Consider the following 19,366-nt stretch of genomic DNA (forward strand, 5'->3'; position numbering starts at 1 on the left):
TAGACTGTCTGGCGTGACAGTCCCCGGGACGAGCGCCCGCACCCAGGCGATCGACACCGTCGAGCGCGCCGCCGCCAGCCCCGACCAGCCGCAGCCCTTCGCCGAGCTGGGCCTTAAAGACGACGAGTACCAGCGAATCCGCGAGATCCTGGGCCGCCGGCCGACCGACACCGAGCTGGCGATGTACTCGGTGATGTGGAGTGAGCACTGCTCGTACAAGTCGTCCAAGGTGCACCTGCGGTACTTCGGCGAGACCACCACCGACGAGATGCGCGCGGGCATGCTCGCCGGCATCGGCGAGAACGCCGGGGTGGTCGACATCGGCGACGGCTGGGCCGTCACCTTCAAGGTGGAATCGCACAACCACCCCTCCTACGTCGAGCCTTACCAGGGCGCGGCGACCGGTGTCGGCGGCATCGTCCGCGACATCATGGCGATGGGTGCGCGACCCGTCGCGGTGATGGACCAGCTTCGGTTCGGCGCCGCCGACGCACCGGACACGCGCCGGGTGGTCGACGGAGTGGTCCGCGGGATCGGTGGCTACGGCAACTCGCTGGGCCTGCCCAACATCGGCGGCGAGACCGTCTTCGACGCGTGCTACGCCGGCAATCCGCTGGTAAACGCGTTGTGCGTGGGCGTATTACGCCAGGAGGACCTACACCTCGCGTTCGCCTCGGGCACGGGGAACAAGATCATCCTGTTCGGTGCGCGCACCGGGCTCGACGGCATCGGCGGGGTGTCGGTGCTGGCCTCGGACACCTTCGACAGTGAGGGGTCCCGCAAAAAGCTGCCTTCGGTGCAGGTGGGCGACCCCTTCACGGAGAAGGTGCTCATCGAGTGTTGCCTCGAGCTCTACGCGGGCGGCCTGGTGATCGGCATCCAGGACCTCGGTGGCGCCGGATTATCCTGTGCAACCTCGGAACTCGCGTCTGCGGGCGACGGCGGGATGGCGATCGAGCTCGACACCGTCCCGTTGCGGGCGAAGGACATGACGCCCGCGGAGGTGCTCTGCAGCGAGTCGCAGGAGCGGATGTGCGCGGTCGTCGCGCCGGAGAACGTGGATGCGTTCCTGGCGGTGTGCCGAAAATGGGACGTGCTGGCCACCGTAATCGGCGAGGTCACCGACGGTGACCGGTTGCGAATTACCTGGCACGGCGAGACCGTCGTCGACGTTCCGCCGCGCACCGTGGCGCACGAGGGGCCGGTGTATCAACGGCCGGTCGCGCGCCCGGACTCGCAGGACGCCCTGAACGCGAACCGGTCGACGGACCTGCCGCGGCCAAAGACGGGGGAGGAGCTGCGCGCGACTTTGCTTGCGCTGCTGGGCAGCCCGCACCTGTGCAGCCGCGCGTTCATCACCGAACAGTACGACCGCTACGTCCGCGGCAACACCGTGCTGGCCGAGCATGCCGATGGCGGCGTGCTGCGCGTCGACGAGACCACGGGCCGGGGCATCGCGCTGTCGACCGACGCATCGGGTCGTTACACGCTGCTCGATCCCTATGTCGGAGCCCAACTGGCGTTGGCCGAGGCCTACCGCAACGTCGCCGTCACCGGCGCCACCCCGGTTGCGGTGACCAACTGCCTCAACTTCGGTTCTCCGGAAGATCCCGGGGTGATGTGGCAGTTCTCGCGGGCGGTTCGGGGGCTGGCGGATGGTTGTGCCGCCCTTGGCATTCCGGTGACCGGCGGCAACGTCAGCTTCTACAACCAGACCGGGTCGGCGGCGATCCTGCCCACGCCGGTGGTCGGTGTGCTCGGCGTCCTTGACGATGTGGGCCGGCGCATTCCGACGGGCCTGGGCGGCGAGCCGGGTGAGACCCTGATACTGCTGGGCGATACGCGCGACGAATTCGACGGTTCCATCTGGGCGCAGGTGAGCGCCGACCATCTGGGCGGGGTGCCGCCCGCGGTAGACCTGGCGCGCGAGAAGCTGCTGGCCGAGGTGCTGAGCGCGGCGTCGCGCGACGGGCTGGTGTCCGCCGCGCACGACCTGTCCGAAGGCGGCCTCGCGCAGGCCATCGTGGAGGCGGCACTCGCGGGTGAAACCGGTTGCCGCATCGTGCTTCCCGAGGACGCCGATCCGTTCGTGGCGTTGTTCTCCGAGTCGGCGGGCCGCGTCCTGGTGGCGGTGCCGCGCACCGAGGAAAGCCGGTTCAGGGCGATGTGTGAGGCGCGCGGGCTGCCGGCGGTGCGCATCGGCGTCGTCGATCAGGCTTCGGACGCGGTGGAGGTGCAGGGCCTGTTCACCGTGTCGCTGGCCGAACTGCGTGAGACGTCAGAGGCGGTGCTGCCGCGCCTCTTCGGTTGAGCCGCAACGGCGAATCCCGGTGGGCGAGCGTGGTTTCCGTCGAGTCCGTGCATTGGCGTTGGCCGCCGCCCTGGTGGGCTGGAGCTTTGTCGGCCCCCGCCTGCCCACGGCATGGCGGGTGACGATTCAAGCGGCCGCGGCCGGAGTGCTGGTGCTTGTGACGCGTGCACCGCTGGGGTTGTCGCCGCCGCGGCTGTGGGCGGGGCTGCGGTTGGGGTCCGCGGCCGGCGCGGCCGTGGCGAGCGCGATCGCCGCGACGACGGCGGTCCCGGTGGTGCGGTCGTCCATGGCCGACCGGGAGCCGACCGGGTCGGTGGCCGGCTGGCTGCTGGTGCGCATCCCCGTCGGTACCGTATGGGCCGAGGAGGCCGCGTTCCGCGCGGCGCTCACCACCGCCGCGTCGGGTTCCTACGGCAAATCGGGCGCAAGGTTGTTGCAAGCGGCGAGCTTTGGGCTCTCCCATGTCGCGGATGCGCGGGCCGAGGGTGATCCGGTGCTCGGCACCGTGTTGGTGACGGGCGTGGCGGGCTGGCTATTCGGTTGGCTCGCTGACCGTTCCGGCAGTGTGGCCGCACCCATGCTGGTGCACCTGGCGATCAACGAGGCCGGCGCGATCGCGGCGCTGGGCGTGCGGCGTCACGGGTTGATGGTGTAGTCACCCAGCTGCCGGCCCCACACGTGCTCGGTGAAAAGCGGGGAGCCGAGTTCGAAGTGGTTGTAGGGGGCCATGCTCGCGCCGGTGTCCATCACCAGCATGGGCGCCGGCCACAGCTCTCGCGTGATGGTCTGCCAACAACCCGGCCGACCACCGGGACCGCCCCGGGCGTTGGTGCGGGGTAGGTTCTCGGGCCAGATGTACGGGCTGGGCGCCCCGGTGATGCCGCCGGCCGCGTGGGCGCCGAGCGAATAGCCGTTGTCGCCGAGCGCGTTGTGGATCCTGGGGCCGACCTCGGCGAAATTCCTTATGGTGCAGAAGATTTCCGGGCTGTACTCGTCGATCAGCTGGCTGGAGGGGACCAGATCGGTGGCCCCGCGCGCCAGGTAGGGGCCGCCGCGCCCGAAGACGTCGGCGCCCGCGCCACCCAGACCGGCCGCCGCCAGCAGTGCCGCGTCCAGATCGGCTTGCTGACGGTTCAGCGTGCGCGCGGCGGTCACCGCGCGGTCGAGGGCGTCCCATAGGTCTGGCGAGGCGTTGGCGTAGGTCTCACCGAGGGCGGCCAACCGCGCGACGTCGGTGCGAATGGCGGACATCCGGGGGTTCACGTCGTCGAGGATCGTGTTGCCGTTGACCAAAGAGGCGCCGAACGCCTCGCCCAACCCGGCCAGCGCTTGCGCCGCCGCGCTTAGCGTCAGGTTCACCTTGACCGGATCCACCTTCTCCGCGATCGATGTGAGCGTCTCGAACACGGTGTTGAACTCGGTGGTGACCGCGGTCGCGTCGATCACGATCGACGGTGTGATCGATTGGGCCGCCGGCCTGGGCGGCGATGTCAACGCGACGTACTTGTTCCCGAATACCGTGGTCGCCTTGACGGTTGCCGCCACGTTGGCCGGGATCAGCGTGAGATACCTCGGGGTGATATCGAGCGTCACCTTGGCGGCCGGCCTACCGTCGCGGGTGATCTCCGAAATGCCGGCCACGCGGCCGATCTGGACGCCGTTGTAGGTGACCTTGGAGCCGGGATCCAACACCAGGCCGGCCCGGGGAGCCACCATCGTCAGCTTCGTTGTCGGCGTGAGTTCACCGCGGAATTGCAGATACAGCAGCGACCCGACCAACCCCATGATGACGAGCGTCACGAGGCCGACGGACTTGTACGGTGGCCCGCGCCGCAAGCGACGACGCTCCATGAGTTTGAGACCCTAGGGTATGGCCGCCCGTCAAAAGGCCGATCCGGCAAAGACCCGGCAGGCCGTGTTGGCCGTCGCGGACTGGTTGCGGGACGCGTCCCAGCCCGCTCCCGATCGCGAGAGTCTGGGCGCCGCCGTGCGGCTCACAGCCCGCACCTTGGCAGCGGTGGCGCCCGGGGCCAGCGTCGAAGTGCGGATTCCGCCGTTCGTTGCGGTGCAATGCGTCGCCGGGCCCAGACACACCCGCGGCACGCCCCCCAATGTGGTGGAGACCGATCCGCGAACGTGGCTGCTGCTGGTGACCGGAATCCTGTCGTTCGACCAGGCGAAGGACGCGGGCGCGCTGAGCCTTTCCGGCTCCCGCGCGGGTGAGATCGAACACTGTCTGCCCCTGTTCGATGTCAGCTGAATAGTAACCCTGAACTGCAGGTTTAGGGTCGGGCGAGGGAATTTCCGGGGCGCAACACGCGCTGTAGATTCGCAGTCGACGGTGTCGGACCCGTAGACTCCGTTACGTCACCAACCGTTCCCCGGGGAGCCGCCCAATCGTGACCGTCGCAGGAGCCGAAGCACCCGAGCAGGACCTGAACTCGCCCCGTGAAGAGTGTGGTGTCTTTGGGGTCTGGGCCCCCGGCGAGGATGTCGCAAAACTCACCTATTACGGCCTCTACGCCCTGCAGCATCGCGGGCAGGAAGCCGCCGGTATCGCCGTCGCCGACGGATCGCAGGTCCTGGTCTTCAAAGACCTGGGACTGGTCAGTCAGGTGTTCGACGAGCAGACCCTCGCGGCGATGCCGGGCCACGTCGCCATCGGGCATTGCCGCTACTCCACCACGGGTGACACCACGTGGGAGAACGCCCAGCCGGTGTTCCGCAACACCGCCGCCGGCACCGGCGTTGCGCTGGGGCACAACGGCAATCTGGTCAACACCGCCGAGCTCGCCGCTCGCGCCCGCGACGCGGGCCTGATCGCGCGGCGCTGCCCCGCGCCGGCAACGACGGACTCCGACATTCTGGGCGCCCTGCTCGCCCACGGTGCCGCGGACTCCACCCTGGAGCAGTCCGCGCTGGAGCTACTGCCGACCGTGCGCGGCGCGTTCTGCCTGACGTTCATGGACGAGAACACGCTGTACGCCGCGCGCGATCCCCATGGGGTGCGGCCGCTTTCGCTCGGACGCCTCGATCGCGGATGGGTGGTGGCCTCCGAAACGGCCGCGCTCGACATCGTCGGCGCCTCGTTCGTCCGCGATATCGAGCCCGGTGAGTTGCTCGCGATCGACGCCGACGGGGTGCGCTCCACCCGTTTCGCCAACCCCACCCCGAAGGGTTGCGTCTTCGAGTACGTGTACCTGGCACGCCCCGACAGCACGATCGCCGGCCGGTCGGTGCACGCCACCCGGGTCGAGATCGGTCGCCGGCTGGCCCGCGAATGCCCGGTCGAGGCCGACCTGGTCATCGGGGTGCCGGAGTCCGGCACCCCCGCGGCGGTCGGCTACGCGCAGGAGTCCGGCATTCCCTACGGGCAGGGCCTGATGAAGAACGCCTACGTCGGGCGGACCTTCATCCAGCCGTCCCAAACCATCCGCCAGCTCGGTATCCGGCTGAAACTCAACCCACTTCGCGAGGTCATCCGCGGCAAGCGGCTCATCGTGGTCGACGACTCAATCGTGCGTGGCAACACCCAGCGCGCGCTGTTGCGCATGCTGCGTGAGGCCGGCGCCGTGGAAGTGCACGTGCGCATCGCGTCCCCGCCGGTGAAATGGCCCTGCTTCTATGGCATCGACTTCCCCTCCCCGGCGGAGCTGATCGCCAACGCCGTGCAGGACAAAGAGGAGATGCTCGAAGCGGTGCGGCACGCCATCGGCGCCGACAGCCTCGGTTACATCTCGCTGCGCGGCTTGGTGGCGGCATCCGAACAACCCGCGTCGCGGCTGTGCACCGCCTGCTTCGACGGCAAGTATCCGATCGAACTGCCCGAGGAGACGGCTCTGGGCAAGAACGTCATCGAGCACATGCTCGCCAACGCCGCGCGCGGTGCCGGGCTCGACGAGCTGGCGCCCGACGAAGTGCCGATCGTCCACTGACGGCCTTCCGATCCGGCCCTTCCAAGACGTTTGATAACGGCGGTCGGCGGCGCCCGGTAGCCTTTATCGCGATGACGGATCCCGGAAAAAGCCCCGGACGAAACCCGGGCAGCCACGGCATTACCTACGCCTCGGCCGGGGTGGACATTGAAGCCGGCGACCGCGCCGTTGAGATGTTCAAGCCGCTGGCGACACGGGCCACCCGACCCGAGGTGCGGGGCGGCCTCGGCGGGTTCGCAGGATTGTTCGCTCTGCGCAACGACTACCGCGAACCGCTGCTTGCGGCGTCCACGGACGGGGTGGGCACCAAGCTCGCTGTCGCGCAGGCGATGGACAAGCACGACACCGTCGGCCTCGACCTGGTCGCCATGGTGGTCGACGACCTCGTCGTCTGCGGCGCCGAACCGCTGTTCCTGCAGGATTACATCGCCGTGGGCCGGACCGTGCCCGAACGCCTCAGCGCGATCGTCGCGGGCATCGCCGAAGGGTGTGTGCGCGCCGGTTGCGCCTTGCTCGGCGGCGAGACCGCGGAACACCCCGGCCTGATGGAACCGGACCACTACGACATCTCGGCGACGGGCGTCGGCGTCGTGGAGGCCGACGACGTGTTGGGTCCCGACCGCGTCAAACCTGGCGACACCATCATCGCGATGGGCTCTTCGGGCCTGCATTCCAACGGGTACTCGTTGGCGCGCACCGTGCTGCTCGAGATCGACCGGATGAATTTGGCCGGTTATGTCGAGGAATTCGGCCGGACCCTGGGCGAGGAGCTGTTGGAACCCACCCGGATCTACGCCAAAGACTGTTTGGCGCTGGCCGCCGAAACCCATGTCCGCACGTTCTGCCACGTCACCGGCGGCGGGTTGGCCGGCAACTTGCAACGCGTCATCCCGCATGGCCTGGTCGGCGAGATCGACCGCGGAACCTGGACGCCCGCACCGGTGTTCGCCATGATCGCCCAGCGCGGTCGGGTCACGCGGGAAGAGATGGAGAAGACGTTCAACATGGGCGTGGGCATGGTCGCCGTCGTCGCGCCCGAGGACACCGACCGGGCTCTGGCCATCCTGACGGCACGCCACCTGGACTGCTGGGTGCTGGGCACCGTTTGCAAAGGCGGTAAAGAGGGCCCGAGGGCGAAGCTCGTCGGGCAGCACCCGCGATTTTAGCGGGGGGCGCGGTGCCGAAGCCGATTACACCGGCGCAGCGACGTCAGTTCTAGCGGCGCCAGTCGTCGCTGTCTTCCCAAGAGTCGCCGATGCCGTCGTCCTCCGACTCCGTGGAATCGTCGGAACCCGTTCCTGACAACTCGCGCTGAAGCCGCGTGAAGTCGGTTTGCGGGGAACTGTATTTGAGTTCTCGAGCAACCTTGGTCTGCTTTGCCTTAGCCCGGCCGCGGCCCATGGGGGAACCCCCTCGCGCAATAACGGAGCGGCCCGAATCAGGCGGCTCCGATCTCCTGGTGTCGTTATTGTCCTGCCGACAGTTTACCGTGCCTTACGGTCGGGCGTCGGTGCCCCCTGCCGCTGTGGCGCACTTCATCGAGGATTATCTCGCACCGCCCCGCAACCGTTCAACGGCCAGCCGTCCCGCACCGACGTGTTCGGTAGCCGGCAACGAATCCGCGTCGATCACCGCGGCCACCGCGCCCTGCGGGCCGGTCGCCAGTTCGGTGTCGGCCGGCACCCCGCGCTTCACCAGCGCGAGGGCGATGGGGCCGAGGTCCACGTGGTCCGCCACGGTGCCGAGGCGGCCGACGGCGCGCCCCCCGGCGAGCACCGGGTCACCCGTCGACGGCCGCTCCACCGAGCCGTCGAGGTGCAACAACACCAGCATCCGGGGCGGTTTCCCGAGGTTGTGCACCCGCGCGACGGTCTCCTGCCCCCGATAGCAGCCCTTGTCGAGGTGGACCGCCGCACCGATCCACCCCACCTCGTGCGGAATCGTGCGCTCATCGGTGTCCACGCCCAGGCGCGGGCGCAGCGCCGCCACCCGGTGCGCCTCGTACGCCCACACCCCCGCCGGTCGCAACCCGGCCTGCACGAGACGTTGCTGCCAGGCGGCGGCCTCGTCCCGCGGGACCAGCAGATCCAGCTCGATCTGGCCCGCCGGGATGCCGGTCATCCGGCGCACAAAGCCACCACCGGCGAGCGGGACCGCCGTCAGCTCCGCGGGCAGGGCGTCCAGGCCCAGCGCGTCGAGCACCGCCCGGTCGGCCAACCGCGGCCCGAGCAGCGAGAGCACTGCCAGATCGGCGGCGGCGGGGCTCACATCGGACCAGAAGACCATCTTGCGCAGGTAGGCCAGCAGCGGCTCGCCCCGCCACGGCTCGGTGTCCAGGTAGGTGGCGCCGGCGAGTTCGGTTTGGATCCAGTGGTCTTCGACGCGGCCTTGCCCGTCGAGGCTGAGGTTTTCCGTGCTGGCGCCCTCGGGCAGCTCGCTGACGTGTTGGGTGGAGATGCTGTGCAGCCACTTCTGGCGATCGGCGCCGGTCAGCGTGAGCACCGCGCGGTGCGAGCGGTCCACCACGACCGCGCCGGTCTCGGCCGCGCGCTGCTCACCCAGGGGATCGCCGTAATGCCAGATGGCGCCCGCGTCGGGGCCGGCGTCGGGTGCGGGTACTGCAGACACACGTCAACTCTACGGATCGGCCGCGATCGCGTCGCCGGCCGTGCGGCCGGCCACACACCTCGCCGCCGAGCGTGCGGCCCGTCCCACACCCGCGGCTAGGCTTTACGTCCATGGCAGGCCAGACGGGTGTGATCGTCACGCTGGACGGCGCGATACATCCGCCGGATGCCTCGCTGCTGCACGCCGACGACCTGGCGGCGGTCCGCGGCGACGGCATCTTCGAGACGCTGTTGGTCCGCGACGGCAGGCCCTGTCTGGTCGAGTCGCATCTGCAGCGACTGACCCAATCAGCGAGGTTGATGGACCTGCCGGAGCCGGACCTGCCCAGCTGGCGCGCCGCGATCGACGCGGCCACCCGGCAGTGGGTCGCCGCCACCGCCGACGAAGGGGCGATGCGCCTGATCTACAGCCGCGGCCGGGAGAGCGGAACGGGACCGACCACATATGTGATGGTCAACGCCGTTCCCGAACGAGTCACTGCGGTTCGGCGCGAGGGCTTGGCCGCGGTGATGCTGGATCGCGGGCTGCCCGCCGCCGGCGCCGACGCGATGCCGTGGCTGCTTGCCGGCGCCAAGACCCTGTCCTACGCGGTCAACATGGCCGCCCTGCGGCATGCGGCCCGGCAAGGTGCCGGCGACGTCGTCTTCGTCAGCTCGGACGGCTACATCCTGGAAGGTCCGCGCTCGACGGTGGTGATCGCGACTGAGGCCGGTGGGGACCTATGCCTGCTCACGCCGCCGCCGTGGTATCCGATTTTGCGCGGGACGACGCAGCAGGCTCTCTTCGAGGTGGCGAGGGCCAAGGGGTACGACTGCGATTATCGCGCCCTGCGACCCGCCGATCTCCATGCCGCGCAAGGCATTTGGTTGGTGTCGAGTATGACGTTGGCCGCGCGCGTGCACACGCTCGACGGCCGCCCACTGCCTCGGGCCCCGCTGGCCGCGGAATTCGCCGCATTGGTCGACTCGGCGATCGTCAGCGATCGCTAAGCGCTGAATTGTGTTGTCGGCTTGCGGAATCGCGGGTACGGTCGGCCGTACACAAGAAGGGAGGTGGTCCGCGAAATTGATAGCTTCATGGACATGTGAGGTGGCTGCGCGCTAGCAGCAGTGGCTCGGAAGAGCTGGCGGCATACGCGCGCTAGCGAATTCCCCGCAGCCACCCGGCCCCCGAGCTTCCGGTCTGTCCAACCAGGAGCCTCGCTCGGGGGCCGCTCCATGTCTGCAGCAGTTATTGGCTCACCCTCGCGGCTATCTGCCCGGCGAGCTTGCCCGCCTGGCCCGTCTCGGCGTCGGGGCCGCACAGCAAGAGGTCGACGACAATATTGGACGCCGCATGCAGCGCGTGGTGGCAGATCCGCGTTCCGTCGGCTTCGGTGCGCTGCTGGAAGATCCTCGGCACCGTTCCGGTGACGTCCCCGAACGTCCACCCGCTGCTCTTGCCGTTGAAAGTCACCGTGATCTGTTGCCCGGCGCATGCCCGCCACTTGTCCGCGGATGCCTGCACGAACGCGGTCGCCTTCTCGGGCGACGAGAACTCGGTCACGGCTTCGTAGACCCGGTGTGGCGGGTTCTCGCCGGCGGTGTGCACCGCCTGCGCGCTCACCGCGGTGTAACCGTCCGCGCCCCGGTAGGCCGACTCTTCGATCGGTTCGTATGCGCCCTTGCAGTCCGGGTTAGACAGCGTCGCCCGCAAGTTGCGCAGTTGTGCGGCTTTCTCGGACACCACCAGGTTCGGGTCGCCCACGACCGCGGCGACTTCGGCGGGGCCGAGCAGATAGGAGTCCAGCTTCGCGCCGTTGCCCGTGGTCGGGACATTTGGAGCCGGGCTCGCGCCGCCCTGGACCGAAGTCGCGCCGCTGCCGGCCTGCGGGGCGGGCTTGGTCTTGCCGCCCTGCGTGGTGAAGACGACCACGATCGCGATCACCGCGATCACCGCCGCGGCGGCCCCGCCGACGATGAGCAACCGCTTGTTGGATCCGCCCGCCGGCTCGGGTGCCGCGGCCTTGGCGGCCGGTGGCGCGGCGGGCGGTGCTGCGGCGGGCGGTGCTGCGGCCGCCGCGGGTACCGGCGACTTGCCGGCGTCCGCCGCCGGCGAACCGCCCTTGGCCTCGATCTCGGCCAGCACGTTGTCGATTTCGGTGCGGGTTCGGTAGGTGACGTCGTGCCGCAGGCGCAGCATGCGCAGCAGCTGGGCGATGTCGCCGCGAGCGCTGGGGTCGTCGCCGTCCTCGTCGAGCCCCTGCCTCAGCTCGATCAGCAGCTGGGTCTGCTGCTGGGGGCTGAGCTCTTTTTCGGCGAGGGTGTTGCCCAACCGGGTGATGTACCCGAACGGCACCGGCGGCTCTTCGGGCAGCGGATCGGGCAACGGCACCGGCTTGCTCTGCAGGGCGTGTACGGCGGTCACGAGTTGAATGCCGGCGTCGACGGTCGGTTCGCGGTAGTCGATGATCTGCAACGCGGCAAGGGGATTCACCCGCATGCTGTCGATGTCGCCGATCCGAACGGGAAGGATCGGCCGATTGAGCGCCCTCGCGTACCGCAACTCGGCCTGACTGGGCTTGGACTGGAGCCAGTTGTTGGACAGCGCCACGATGAACACGTCACACGAGCGGATCTGCTCGAGGATCTTGTTCCACCAGGAGTCACCGCCGCCGAGCTCTTGATCGAACCAAACCTGTTGTTGCCCGCGCCGAAGCGCCGTCGTCAGGGCGTCGACCGTCGCCCTGTCCTGGCTCGAATAGCTGATGAACAGCGGCATCGCGGTCTCCTACGGGCAGGCGTAGCAAACGAAGGGGTGGTATCGGCGCGTGCGGCTATTGCGCATGCGCCGATACCGTATCAGTGTCCGGGGGTATCGGACTGCGCAAATTCGAGGCCATTTGCCCGGGCGGCCCAAACTCAGCCGCGGCCGCCGTCCACCGCGGAAGCCTCCTCGGGCGGGCGGAATTCGGCATAGCGACGGGCGAATTCGTCTCCGGGGACCGGCCATTGTTCACCGGTGGATCCGCGGACCACCCAGTCGCCCTCCGCCGCGGTTGTCGGGCCTTCCAAGGTGTTTATGGTCTCGCCCGGGTAGGCGGGGCGGGCCTGGACGCGGCCTTTTCGCTGCCAGCGCCCGTCGCCGGCGGGCTCGTAGGTGTCCCGGAAAATGTCGTCGCGCACCGACCACACCTTGCCGTCCTCCTGGATGGCCCAGTCGCCGGCGTCGGCCCGCATGGTGTGCCCGGAATCAGACGTCCATGTCCATGGGGCGCTTCGTTGTTCGGCGACCACCGTCCCGACCCGCGTGAAGGATTGCCACAGCGGCCGCGACCGGAAGCCCAACTGGCGCAGGCTCCACAACGTTCCCGCCAGACTGCGCACGGCGGCGTTGAGCAGAGCCGGATCGCTCTCGACCGCCGACCAGTCGACCAGCTTGTCGTGGATCTTGCGCGAATCGTCACGCGGGGAGCCGTATTTCCAGCCGTTGCGGCGGTAGTAGCGGCACCAATCCTCATGCTCGGCCCGGGCCATGCTCAGTGCCGAGTCCTGGTCGAAGCCCATCAGGGAAAGCTGTTGCAGGGGCGGGAGGTCGGCCATCTCGTGGCCGGACAGCTGCGCCGGCGGGCTGCCCCACGTGTTCCAGGTGTGCCCCGCGATCTGCTCGACCATCCACAGCGCGTTGCGCACTTGACGCCGGTTGGACCCGCGGTAGAACTCGTTGAGCTCGGCCCACGGCATCGCGGCCGGGGATCGCGGCGCGTCCGGGTCGATCGTCGAGACATACCGCTCGTGGATCAACCTCGCCGCGCGCTCCCACGCGTCCTGGACCTGGCCCTCTTGGGTGTCGAGCACCAGGGAGTAGGACTGCAGCCGCCCGACCACCTGGATCGAGTCGTCGGTGATGCTGGTGTTCAGGTCCGAGGCGTAGATGGGCATGTCGGGGAAGCGGGCCGCCAGCCTCGCGGCGGTCGTCGCGGCGTGGGAGTCCACGAAGATCACCGCGCTGGTCGCCGGGTCGGCGTCGCCGATCAGCTTCAGCATGGTGGGTACGGTCGGTGCCTCCGCTGTCGCGTCGATCGTCGGCCCCTCCGAGGCGAATCCGGCTTGCTGCCGGTGGAACTCGTGATCGGCCAAATACTCCGCGGCGTCTTTTTCGACCAGCGTGAGCGCGGGCAACGGCACCGCGCCGGGCGGGGTGTAGAAGTCCCGTTCCAGCGCACGCTGAGTCAGATCCGCGCACAGCGCCAGCGTCAATTGTGAAGTGCCGCAGACGAATACACGTCTCGTTCGCCCGGTGGCGATGATGCCGTCGAGCAGTCTTCCCGCGGTCACCTCGTACTTGCCGACCACGTCGGCCGCCCATCGGGTGTCCGATCCGCCGAATTGTTGGGCCCGCCAGGCTTGGGCCAGCCACGGGTCGTCCATGCGCACGATGAGTGGCAACCGCCGTTTGCGGGCGACCTCGTCGAGTCGACGGCTGATCAGGTCCAGCCACAGCAGGTTGATCGCCGGGTCGGGCGCCATCAGATAGAGCCGGGATAGGTTGCGCCACAACCGCAGTGACACCAGCGTGGACGGGTTGTTGAAGTCGACCAGGACCACCCGCGCGCCCTGCCTGCGGGCCCGCTGCACCCGGTCGTCGCTGGCGCCGGTGATGACGACCAGCGTGCCGCGCCGGTCCAGCGTCCGCGCGACCGCGCTGATCATCGACTGCGTGTCCGCGTCGACGCCCACGATCGCCGTCACGGAATCGGCGAGGTTGGCCCGCAGCCGGTCCACCTGAGATCGGAAGACCCCGACGACGACGCCGCCCAACCCGGTGAAGATCGCCGACAGCGCCGCGATGCGGGCCAGCTCCAGGCCGACCGGCGTGGGATTCGGACAGGTTCGCCCGCCCACCGAGAAGTCGCCGGTGCCGCCCTTGACCAGGCTGGCCGTCGCCATCAGGGGGGTGAACAAGGCCGGATGGTTGGCGTCGTGACAACCCCAGTAGGAGGTGAGGCCCAAAACCGCGGTCATCGGGACCAGGCCTGCGATCAGGGTGAACGAAACCCCCACCATGCGGTGGCTTCCGCCCGAGCGGAAGGTCAGCACCGACGCGGCGATCAGCACGGTCACCACGATCGCCAGCGTCGGCATCGACCCCGGCCGGCCGAACCACGCGAGCGCCGGCGGCAGCGCGTCGATGATGCCGGGCTGCAGGTCCAGAACGGCCAGATAGATGATCAGAAGCAGGCCGACGGCGGTTACGCCCCAGCGCAAGATGGGCGAGGGTGTCCTGGTGGGGGGCATCCGCCGATCTCCCTTCGCGCGGTGTCGGCTGTTCGGACGTCGAACAGTACACGCAAAAGATCGGCCGAAGGCAACGATTCCGGGCCCGCGCATGCCGAGTTGCCCAGGCGGGCAACGGGTCGGCGGTCATCCGGCGTAGCGGGAGAGCCGGGCGGAAAGGTGCGGCACCAGTCCGCCGTCGGCGTCCACCCGTTCTTCGACGTAGGCCAGGTCACCGCCTTCGACGATGCCGTAGAGCCGTTTGGCGCCGCCGACCAGGACGCCCGATCGGCTTCGGGCCAGTGCGTCGGTCACCAGCTCCCACGACGACTGGGTGCGCGGCCGTCCGTAGAACAGCTCCACGTAACCCGCCGAATGGGCCAGCAGCAACTCGATCGCCTGAGATTCGCTCGGGTCGTCGGGATCGGTGACGAAGCGCCAGAACCCGGTCTCCCGCAGTCCGCGCTCCTGGTAGTCACCTGCCTCGCTGAGCCGCCACGAGCGGGATTCCCAATTCAGGTAGTCGCCGCCATCGTGCGAAACCACGATCTGCTGGCCGAACCGGTAATCCCCGTCATGGCCACGACCTTCGCCGTGCCCGCGCCACACACCGACCAGCGGCAGCAGCGCCAGCAAGGCATCGTTCAGGTTGGCGCCTTCGCGCAGGTTGGCGGTGTCGGCTGGAAGCGGCAGATCGTCGAAGGCGGGGATGTTGCGGCCGGCGGTCAGCTTGGCGCGCTCAGCGGCGGCAGCCACCGCGCGATCGCCGGAGCTCGCCGGGCCCAGGGGTTCGTCAGAAGTCACGATTCGTCGGTGATGAGCCGGTACAGCGTGTACAGCGCGAACCAGGAGATCACCACGACCGCCACGACCAGCATGATCTCGAAGAAGAGCACCACGCGGTCAAGTCTATTCGCCCCGCGGCATCCCGGTCAGGGCAGCCGGGGTGTCAGGCGATCTTGACGTCGACCTCGTGGATGCCGGCACCCGACGGACTCACCACGGCGTTCCCGTTGCCGGAGGCCGACAGCGCGCGCAGCGTCCAGGACCCCGGCGCCGCGAAGAACCGGAAGTCGCCGGTGGCCGATGCGACGACCTCAGCCGTGAACTCGTCCGACGAGTCGAGCAGGCGGACGAACGCGCCGCCCACCGCCTGCCCATCGCTGTCCACGACGCGGCCGGTGATCACCGTTTCCTTCTCCAAGTCGACGCTGGCGGGCAGCGTCACTCCTTGTTTCGGGGCAGAGCACATATCAGCTTCCCAACTCGATCGGGGCACCCACCAGGGAGCCGTATTCCGTCCAACTTCCGTCGTAGTTCTTGACGTTTTTGTGGCCGAGTAATTCCCGGAGCACGAACCAGGTATGCGAAGACCGCTCGCCGATCCGGCAATACGCGATCGTTTCCTTGGAGCCGTCCAGGCCGGCGTCGGCGTACAGCTTGGCCAGGTCCTCGTCGGACTTGAACGTGCCGTCCTCGTTGGCGGCCTTGCTCCACGGCACGTTGATCGCGCCGGGAATGTGGCCGGGCCGCTGGCTCTGCTCCTGCGGCAGGTGCGCGGGCGCCAGGATCTTGCCCGAGAACTCGTCGGGCGAACGGACGTCGACCAGGTTCTTGGTGTTGATGGCCGCGATGACCTCGTCGCGGAACGCCCGGATGCTGTTGTCCGGCGCGGCCGCGGTGTAGGAGGTCGCCGGCCTGCTGACGGTGTCGCTGGACAGCGCACGCCCGTCGAGCTCCCACTTCTTGCGGCCGCCGTCGAGCAGCTTGACCTTGTCGTGCCCGTACAGCTTGAAGTACCAGTACGCGTAGGCGGCGAACCAGTTGTTGTTGCCGCCGTAGAGGATCACGGTGTCGTCATTGGCGACGCCCCGTTCGCTCAGCAGCTTCGAGAACTGCTGCGCGTCGACGAAGTCCCGCTTGACCGGGTCCTGCAAGTCGGAGCGCCAGTCCAGCCTGATCGCACCGGGGATGTGGCCGGTGTCGTATGCGCTGGTGTCCTCGTCGACTTCAACGAAGACGACACCGGCGGCGTCGAGATTGCTCTCGGCCCAGTCCGCGGAGACCAGGACGTCGGAGCGTGCCATGGGGTGATCCTTTCGATCGCTTTGAAATGAACGGGTCATGCGGTGCGCGCGGCGCCTCGGAAGCGCGCGACCAGCGGGTAGAGCTGGCAACCCAGGCAGATGCCGAAGGCCGCATTCAAGAAGGCGGCGGTGAGCGCCGCGGCGGTGGCGACGACGCCGACCAAAAAGGCCCCCGCGACGAACGCGACGACGCCCGCGACCGCGAAGATCAGGCCGACGAGTTGGGCGAACTTCAGGGGGGCGACCGGTTCGCGCTCCTCGACGGGCCCGAGGCGGGGCGCCACGAAGCGGGCGAAGATGCGCCCGTACGGATGCTTTCGCGGGCCGCCGACGGCGCCGATGGCGAAGATGACGGCCTGCGCGCCCAGAATGGCCGCCGCCGCCGGCGGACTGACGGCGGACACGGCGAGGGTGATCACCAGGACCGCGGTTGTCACCCAGGCAGCGAACCTGGGACCCCGCACGTCGACGACATCTGGCTGGGTGGTGGTGTTGCTGCTCGGCACGGTACTACTCCTGGATACGCCTGTTGCTTATGGGAACGAACGACGGGAGACAGGGCCTCGGTAACGTTCCGGGGTTGCTCCGAGTGCTTACGCGAAAGCGCGCGGCGACTCAGCAGCTACAGCGACAGCAACAGCCCGCGGTGCGGCACAGATCGACTGCGCGGCGTTGGGTGAGCAGGGGCTCAAGGCGGGCTAGCACGTCGGCAAGCTTACCGAATGACGGACGGCGATCAAATTTGCGGCGGTCGGCGTGCAGACCACGGGTCCGGCGACGACCGGGTCACGACTGCTTGAAGCCGTCCAGGCTGACGGTCACTCCGTAGCCGATGCCCTCGATGATGACGTCGGAGCCGCGCGCCCCCTCGGTCTTGGGTGCCATCCCGAAGGGAAGCCGCTGGTTGGGCACCCTGGCGGTGAACGCACGCAGCACCGCATCCCGCTTGTCATCCGGAACCGTCTGGTCCGCGGTGTCCGCCCCGGTCAGGACGCCGGTCGGGGTGATCACCAGCGTCGCCTGGTCGTCGGGGGCGATGGACAGGTCCACCGAGACGCTGACCCGGTGGTCGAAGTTGGCCGAGTGCGGGGTGCCGCTGAACACCACACCGTGGCTATCGGAGATGCCCGACGCGGTGACGCCACCGGTGGCGGTGTTGGTTTCCTTGGGCGGCGCCTCGACCATCAGATCGCTGATGCCCAGGTAGCGGCCCAGGTGCGTCGAGTCGATGATGACGCGGCTCTCCACTTTGCCCACCGGCAACCGGGCGTCCGGCCCGATCAGCCACGACGCGTGGCTCAGGTCGACCGAGTACATCGTGGCTTCGAGGGTGGCCTTGCCGACCGTCGCGTGGTCCACGGCGTTGGCCTTGATCTCCACCTGGTTGTAGTGGTCGCGCATCGCCTGCGGGATGAACGGGAACGCCACAATCGCCACGAACGGGTCGGACCGCAAATTGGCCGCTTTGCGCACGCTGCACGACAGCCGGTATTCGGCGTAGATGCTGCTCCCGTAGTCGATGGCGACCGCACCGGCCACAACCACGGCCGCGGCGATCCCGACGGCCGCGACCGCCACCAGCACCTTGCGCACCCGCATATTGTCGCGTAACCCTCCGCGCGAGCCGTCGCGGACCGCCCGGGTGGCGGCGCTCACACTGCGTCGTCGCCTCACCAAAGTGGCAGGTGGCAAGTTATCGTTAGATGACCTGGCAACTAACGCGTCGTTGCGTTGCGAATTATGAAGATGCCGTTCCCCCGAGCTGGAGGGGCTAGTTGGAGCTATTACTGCTGACCTCGGAGCTGCATCCCGACCCGGTCCTGCCATCGTTGTCCTTGCTTCCCCACGCCGTCCGGACGGCGCCGGCGGAACCGTCCTCGTTGCTCGAGGCCGGGACAGCGGACGCGGTAATCGTGGATGCGCGCACCGACCTGTCGTCGGCGCGCGGCCTTTGCCGTCTGCTGAGCACCGCCGGCCGTTCCGTCCCCGTGCTGGCCGTGGTGAGCGAAGGCGGCTTGGTGGCGGTCAGCGCGGACTGGGGGCTGGACGAGATCCTGTTGCCGAGCACCGGACCCGCCGAAATCGACGCCCGGCTGCGACTGGTGGTGGGTCGCCGGGGCGGGCTGGCCGACCAGGAGAGTGCCGGCAAGGTGAGCCTGGGCGAGCTGGTGATCGACGAGGGCACCTACACCGCGAGGTTGCGGGGCCGCCCGCTGGACCTGACCTATAAAGAGTTCGAGTTGCTCAAGTACCTGGCCCAGCACGCCGGACGCGTCTTCACCCGCGCGCAGCTGTTGCACGAGGTGTGGGGATACGACTTCTTCGGCGGCACCCGCACCGTCGACGTGCACGTGCGCCGGCTGCGCGCCAAACTCGGCCCGGAATACGAGGCGTTGATCGGCACCGTCCGAAACGTCGGCTACAAGGCCGTCCGGCCGGCACGCGGACGCCCGCCGCTCGCGGACGCCGCTGACGACGAGCCCGTCGACGACATCGAGTCCGACTCCGAGGATTTGCAACAGCCGCTGGGTGACCCGTTGCGCAGTCAGTGACCGCGCCGGCCTGGCGCTCGACGTTGACCGCTGACGAGCAACGGCAGGTGCGCGAACTCGTCACGGCCGCAACCGAATTCGACGGGGTGGCGCCTGTCGGTGAACAAGTACTGCGGGAACTCCCGCACGATCGCACCGGGCACCTGCTCGTCAACGAGACCGGTGGGGTCGTCGGCTACCTCAATCTGTCGCGCGACCCCGACGCGCCGATGGCGGAACTGGTGGTGCACCCCCGCGCCCGCCGGCAGGGCTTCGGTACCGCCCTGGCGCGTGCGGCGTTGGCCGAGACCGCCGGGAGCAACCGATTCTGGGCGCACGGCACGCTCGAGCCGGCCCGGGCCACCGCCACCGCGCTCGGCCTCGTTCCGGTCCGCGAGCTCCTGCAGATGCGACGGACGCTGCGCGACGTCCACGACTTGGTGCGCCCCGTGCCGGGGGTGCGGGTCCGCACCTACGCGGGCGCCTCCGACGACGCCGAGTTGCTGCGTGTCAACAACGCCGCGTTTGCCGACCATCCTGAACAGGGCGGCTGGACCGAAGCCCAGCTGGCCGAGCGGCGCGACGAACCCTGGTTCGACCCGGCCGGTTTGTTCCTGGC

The 19,366-nt window shown here is 68.8% G+C and carries 19 protein-coding genes; 8 read left to right on the forward strand and 11 right to left on the reverse strand.

Annotation, left to right across the window (positions count from 1 at the left end):
- Positions 1-13 precede the first annotated feature (13 nt).
- Together purL and A5681_RS03675 are read left to right on the forward strand one after the other, a co-directional pair.
- Entirely contained in the window at positions 14-2,311 is a 2,298-nt protein-coding gene (gene purL, locus A5681_RS03670) for a phosphoribosylformylglycinamidine synthase subunit PurL (RefSeq protein WP_067269474.1), read from the forward strand.
- A gap of 19 nt (positions 2,312-2,330) precedes the next feature.
- Positions 2,331-2,966 (forward strand): CPBP family intramembrane glutamic endopeptidase, encoded by a 636-nt coding sequence (locus A5681_RS03675; RefSeq protein ID WP_156737831.1) that lies wholly within the window; start codon positions 2,331-2,333, stop codon positions 2,964-2,966.
- Here the strand turns inward: A5681_RS03675 and A5681_RS03680 are convergent.
- The gene (locus A5681_RS03680) at positions 2,948-4,162 is read right to left on the reverse strand and encodes an MCE family protein (RefSeq protein WP_067269477.1); all 1,215 of its coding nucleotides are present in this window, start codon (positions 4,160-4,162) and stop codon (positions 2,948-2,950) included. The two genes, A5681_RS03675 and A5681_RS03680, sit on opposite strands and share 19 nt — an antisense overlap.
- 19 nt (positions 4,163-4,181) lie before the next feature.
- On the opposite strand from A5681_RS03680, the gene A5681_RS03685 reads away from it, so the two are divergent.
- The 3 genes from A5681_RS03685 (at position 4,182) to purM (ending at position 7,412) form a co-directional block, all read left to right on the forward strand.
- Complete coding sequence (locus A5681_RS03685) at positions 4,182-4,571, forward strand: sterol carrier family protein (protein ID WP_067269482.1); 390 nt, start codon at positions 4,182-4,184, stop codon at positions 4,569-4,571.
- A 139-nt stretch (positions 4,572-4,710) separates the two neighbouring features.
- On the forward strand, positions 4,711-6,246 hold the full coding sequence (gene purF / locus A5681_RS03690; protein ID WP_067269484.1) for an amidophosphoribosyltransferase: 1,536 nt from the start codon (positions 4,711-4,713) through the stop codon (positions 6,244-6,246).
- A 71-nt stretch (positions 6,247-6,317) separates the two neighbouring features.
- Positions 6,318-7,412, forward strand: coding sequence for a phosphoribosylformylglycinamidine cyclo-ligase (gene purM, locus A5681_RS03695; protein ID WP_067269486.1), 1,095 nt, complete (start codon positions 6,318-6,320; stop codon positions 7,410-7,412).
- A 49-nt stretch (positions 7,413-7,461) separates the two neighbouring features.
- Here the strand turns inward: purM and A5681_RS03700 are convergent, their stop codons facing one another.
- Positions 7,462-7,647, reverse strand: coding sequence for a DUF3073 domain-containing protein (locus A5681_RS03700; protein ID WP_067269488.1), 186 nt, complete (start codon positions 7,645-7,647; stop codon positions 7,462-7,464).
- Between the two features lie 144 nt (positions 7,648-7,791).
- Positions 7,792-8,874 carry a YgfZ/GcvT domain-containing protein gene (locus tag A5681_RS03705; RefSeq protein WP_067269490.1) on the reverse strand — a complete coding sequence of 361 codons (1,083 nt, stop codon included), beginning with the start codon at positions 8,872-8,874 and terminating at the stop codon, positions 7,792-7,794.
- Positions 8,875-9,002: 128 nt separating this feature from the next.
- On the opposite strand from A5681_RS03705, the gene A5681_RS03710 reads away from it, so the two are divergent.
- The gene (locus A5681_RS03710) at positions 9,003-9,863 is read left to right on the forward strand and encodes an aminodeoxychorismate lyase (protein WP_156737832.1); all 861 of its coding nucleotides are present in this window, start codon (positions 9,003-9,005) and stop codon (positions 9,861-9,863) included.
- A gap of 241 nt (positions 9,864-10,104) precedes the next feature.
- Here A5681_RS03710 and A5681_RS03715 read toward each other — a convergent pair whose 3' ends face one another.
- From A5681_RS03715 to lmeA, 8 genes are all read right to left on the reverse strand, one after another.
- Positions 10,105-11,634, reverse strand: a complete 1,530-nt coding sequence (locus A5681_RS03715; protein ID WP_067269494.1) for a sensor domain-containing protein — start codon at positions 11,632-11,634, stop codon at positions 10,105-10,107.
- Positions 11,635-11,774: 140 nt separating this feature from the next.
- On the reverse strand, positions 11,775-14,150 hold the full coding sequence (locus A5681_RS03720; RefSeq protein WP_067269496.1) for a hypothetical protein: 2,376 nt from the start codon (positions 14,148-14,150) through the stop codon (positions 11,775-11,777).
- 126 nt (positions 14,151-14,276) lie between these two features.
- Positions 14,277-14,933 carry an FABP family protein gene (locus tag A5681_RS03725; protein WP_067269498.1) on the reverse strand — a complete coding sequence of 219 codons (657 nt, stop codon included), beginning with the start codon at positions 14,931-14,933 and terminating at the stop codon, positions 14,277-14,279.
- Positions 14,934-15,078: 145 nt separating this feature from the next.
- Positions 15,079-15,381, reverse strand: a complete 303-nt coding sequence (locus A5681_RS03730; RefSeq protein WP_067269500.1) for a DUF1416 domain-containing protein — start codon at positions 15,379-15,381, stop codon at positions 15,079-15,081.
- Position 15,382: 1 nt separating this feature from the next.
- Positions 15,383-16,216, reverse strand: a complete 834-nt coding sequence (locus A5681_RS03735; RefSeq protein WP_067269502.1) for a sulfurtransferase — start codon at positions 16,214-16,216, stop codon at positions 15,383-15,385.
- Between the two features lie 35 nt (positions 16,217-16,251).
- A complete protein-coding gene (locus A5681_RS03740) occupies positions 16,252-16,722 on the reverse strand; it encodes a DUF4395 domain-containing protein (RefSeq protein WP_067269504.1) in 471 nt (156 codons plus the stop codon).
- A 109-nt stretch (positions 16,723-16,831) separates the two neighbouring features.
- Positions 16,832-16,921, reverse strand: coding sequence for an Ms5788A family Cys-rich leader peptide (locus A5681_RS28110; protein ID WP_368730642.1), 90 nt, complete (start codon positions 16,919-16,921; stop codon positions 16,832-16,834).
- Between the two features lie 81 nt (positions 16,922-17,002).
- Positions 17,003-17,815: a mannan chain length control protein LmeA gene (lmeA, locus tag A5681_RS03745; protein ID WP_067269517.1), complete on the reverse strand. Its 813-nt coding sequence runs from the start codon at positions 17,813-17,815 to the stop codon at positions 17,003-17,005.
- A 176-nt stretch (positions 17,816-17,991) separates the two neighbouring features.
- On the opposite strand from lmeA, the gene A5681_RS03750 reads away from it, so the two are divergent.
- Positions 17,992-18,768 carry a winged helix-turn-helix transcriptional regulator gene (locus A5681_RS03750; RefSeq protein WP_067269506.1) on the forward strand — a complete coding sequence of 259 codons (777 nt, stop codon included), beginning with the start codon at positions 17,992-17,994 and terminating at the stop codon, positions 18,766-18,768.
- Positions 18,765-19,366: mycothiol synthase (gene mshD, locus A5681_RS03755; protein WP_067269508.1), on the forward strand; the 602-nt coding region annotated here is incomplete at its 3' end. The genes A5681_RS03750 and mshD, both read left to right, overlap by 4 nt.

The organism is Mycobacterium scrofulaceum (genome assembly GCF_001667885.1).
Lineage (GTDB): Bacteria > Actinomycetota > Actinomycetes > Mycobacteriales > Mycobacteriaceae > Mycobacterium > Mycobacterium scrofulaceum_C.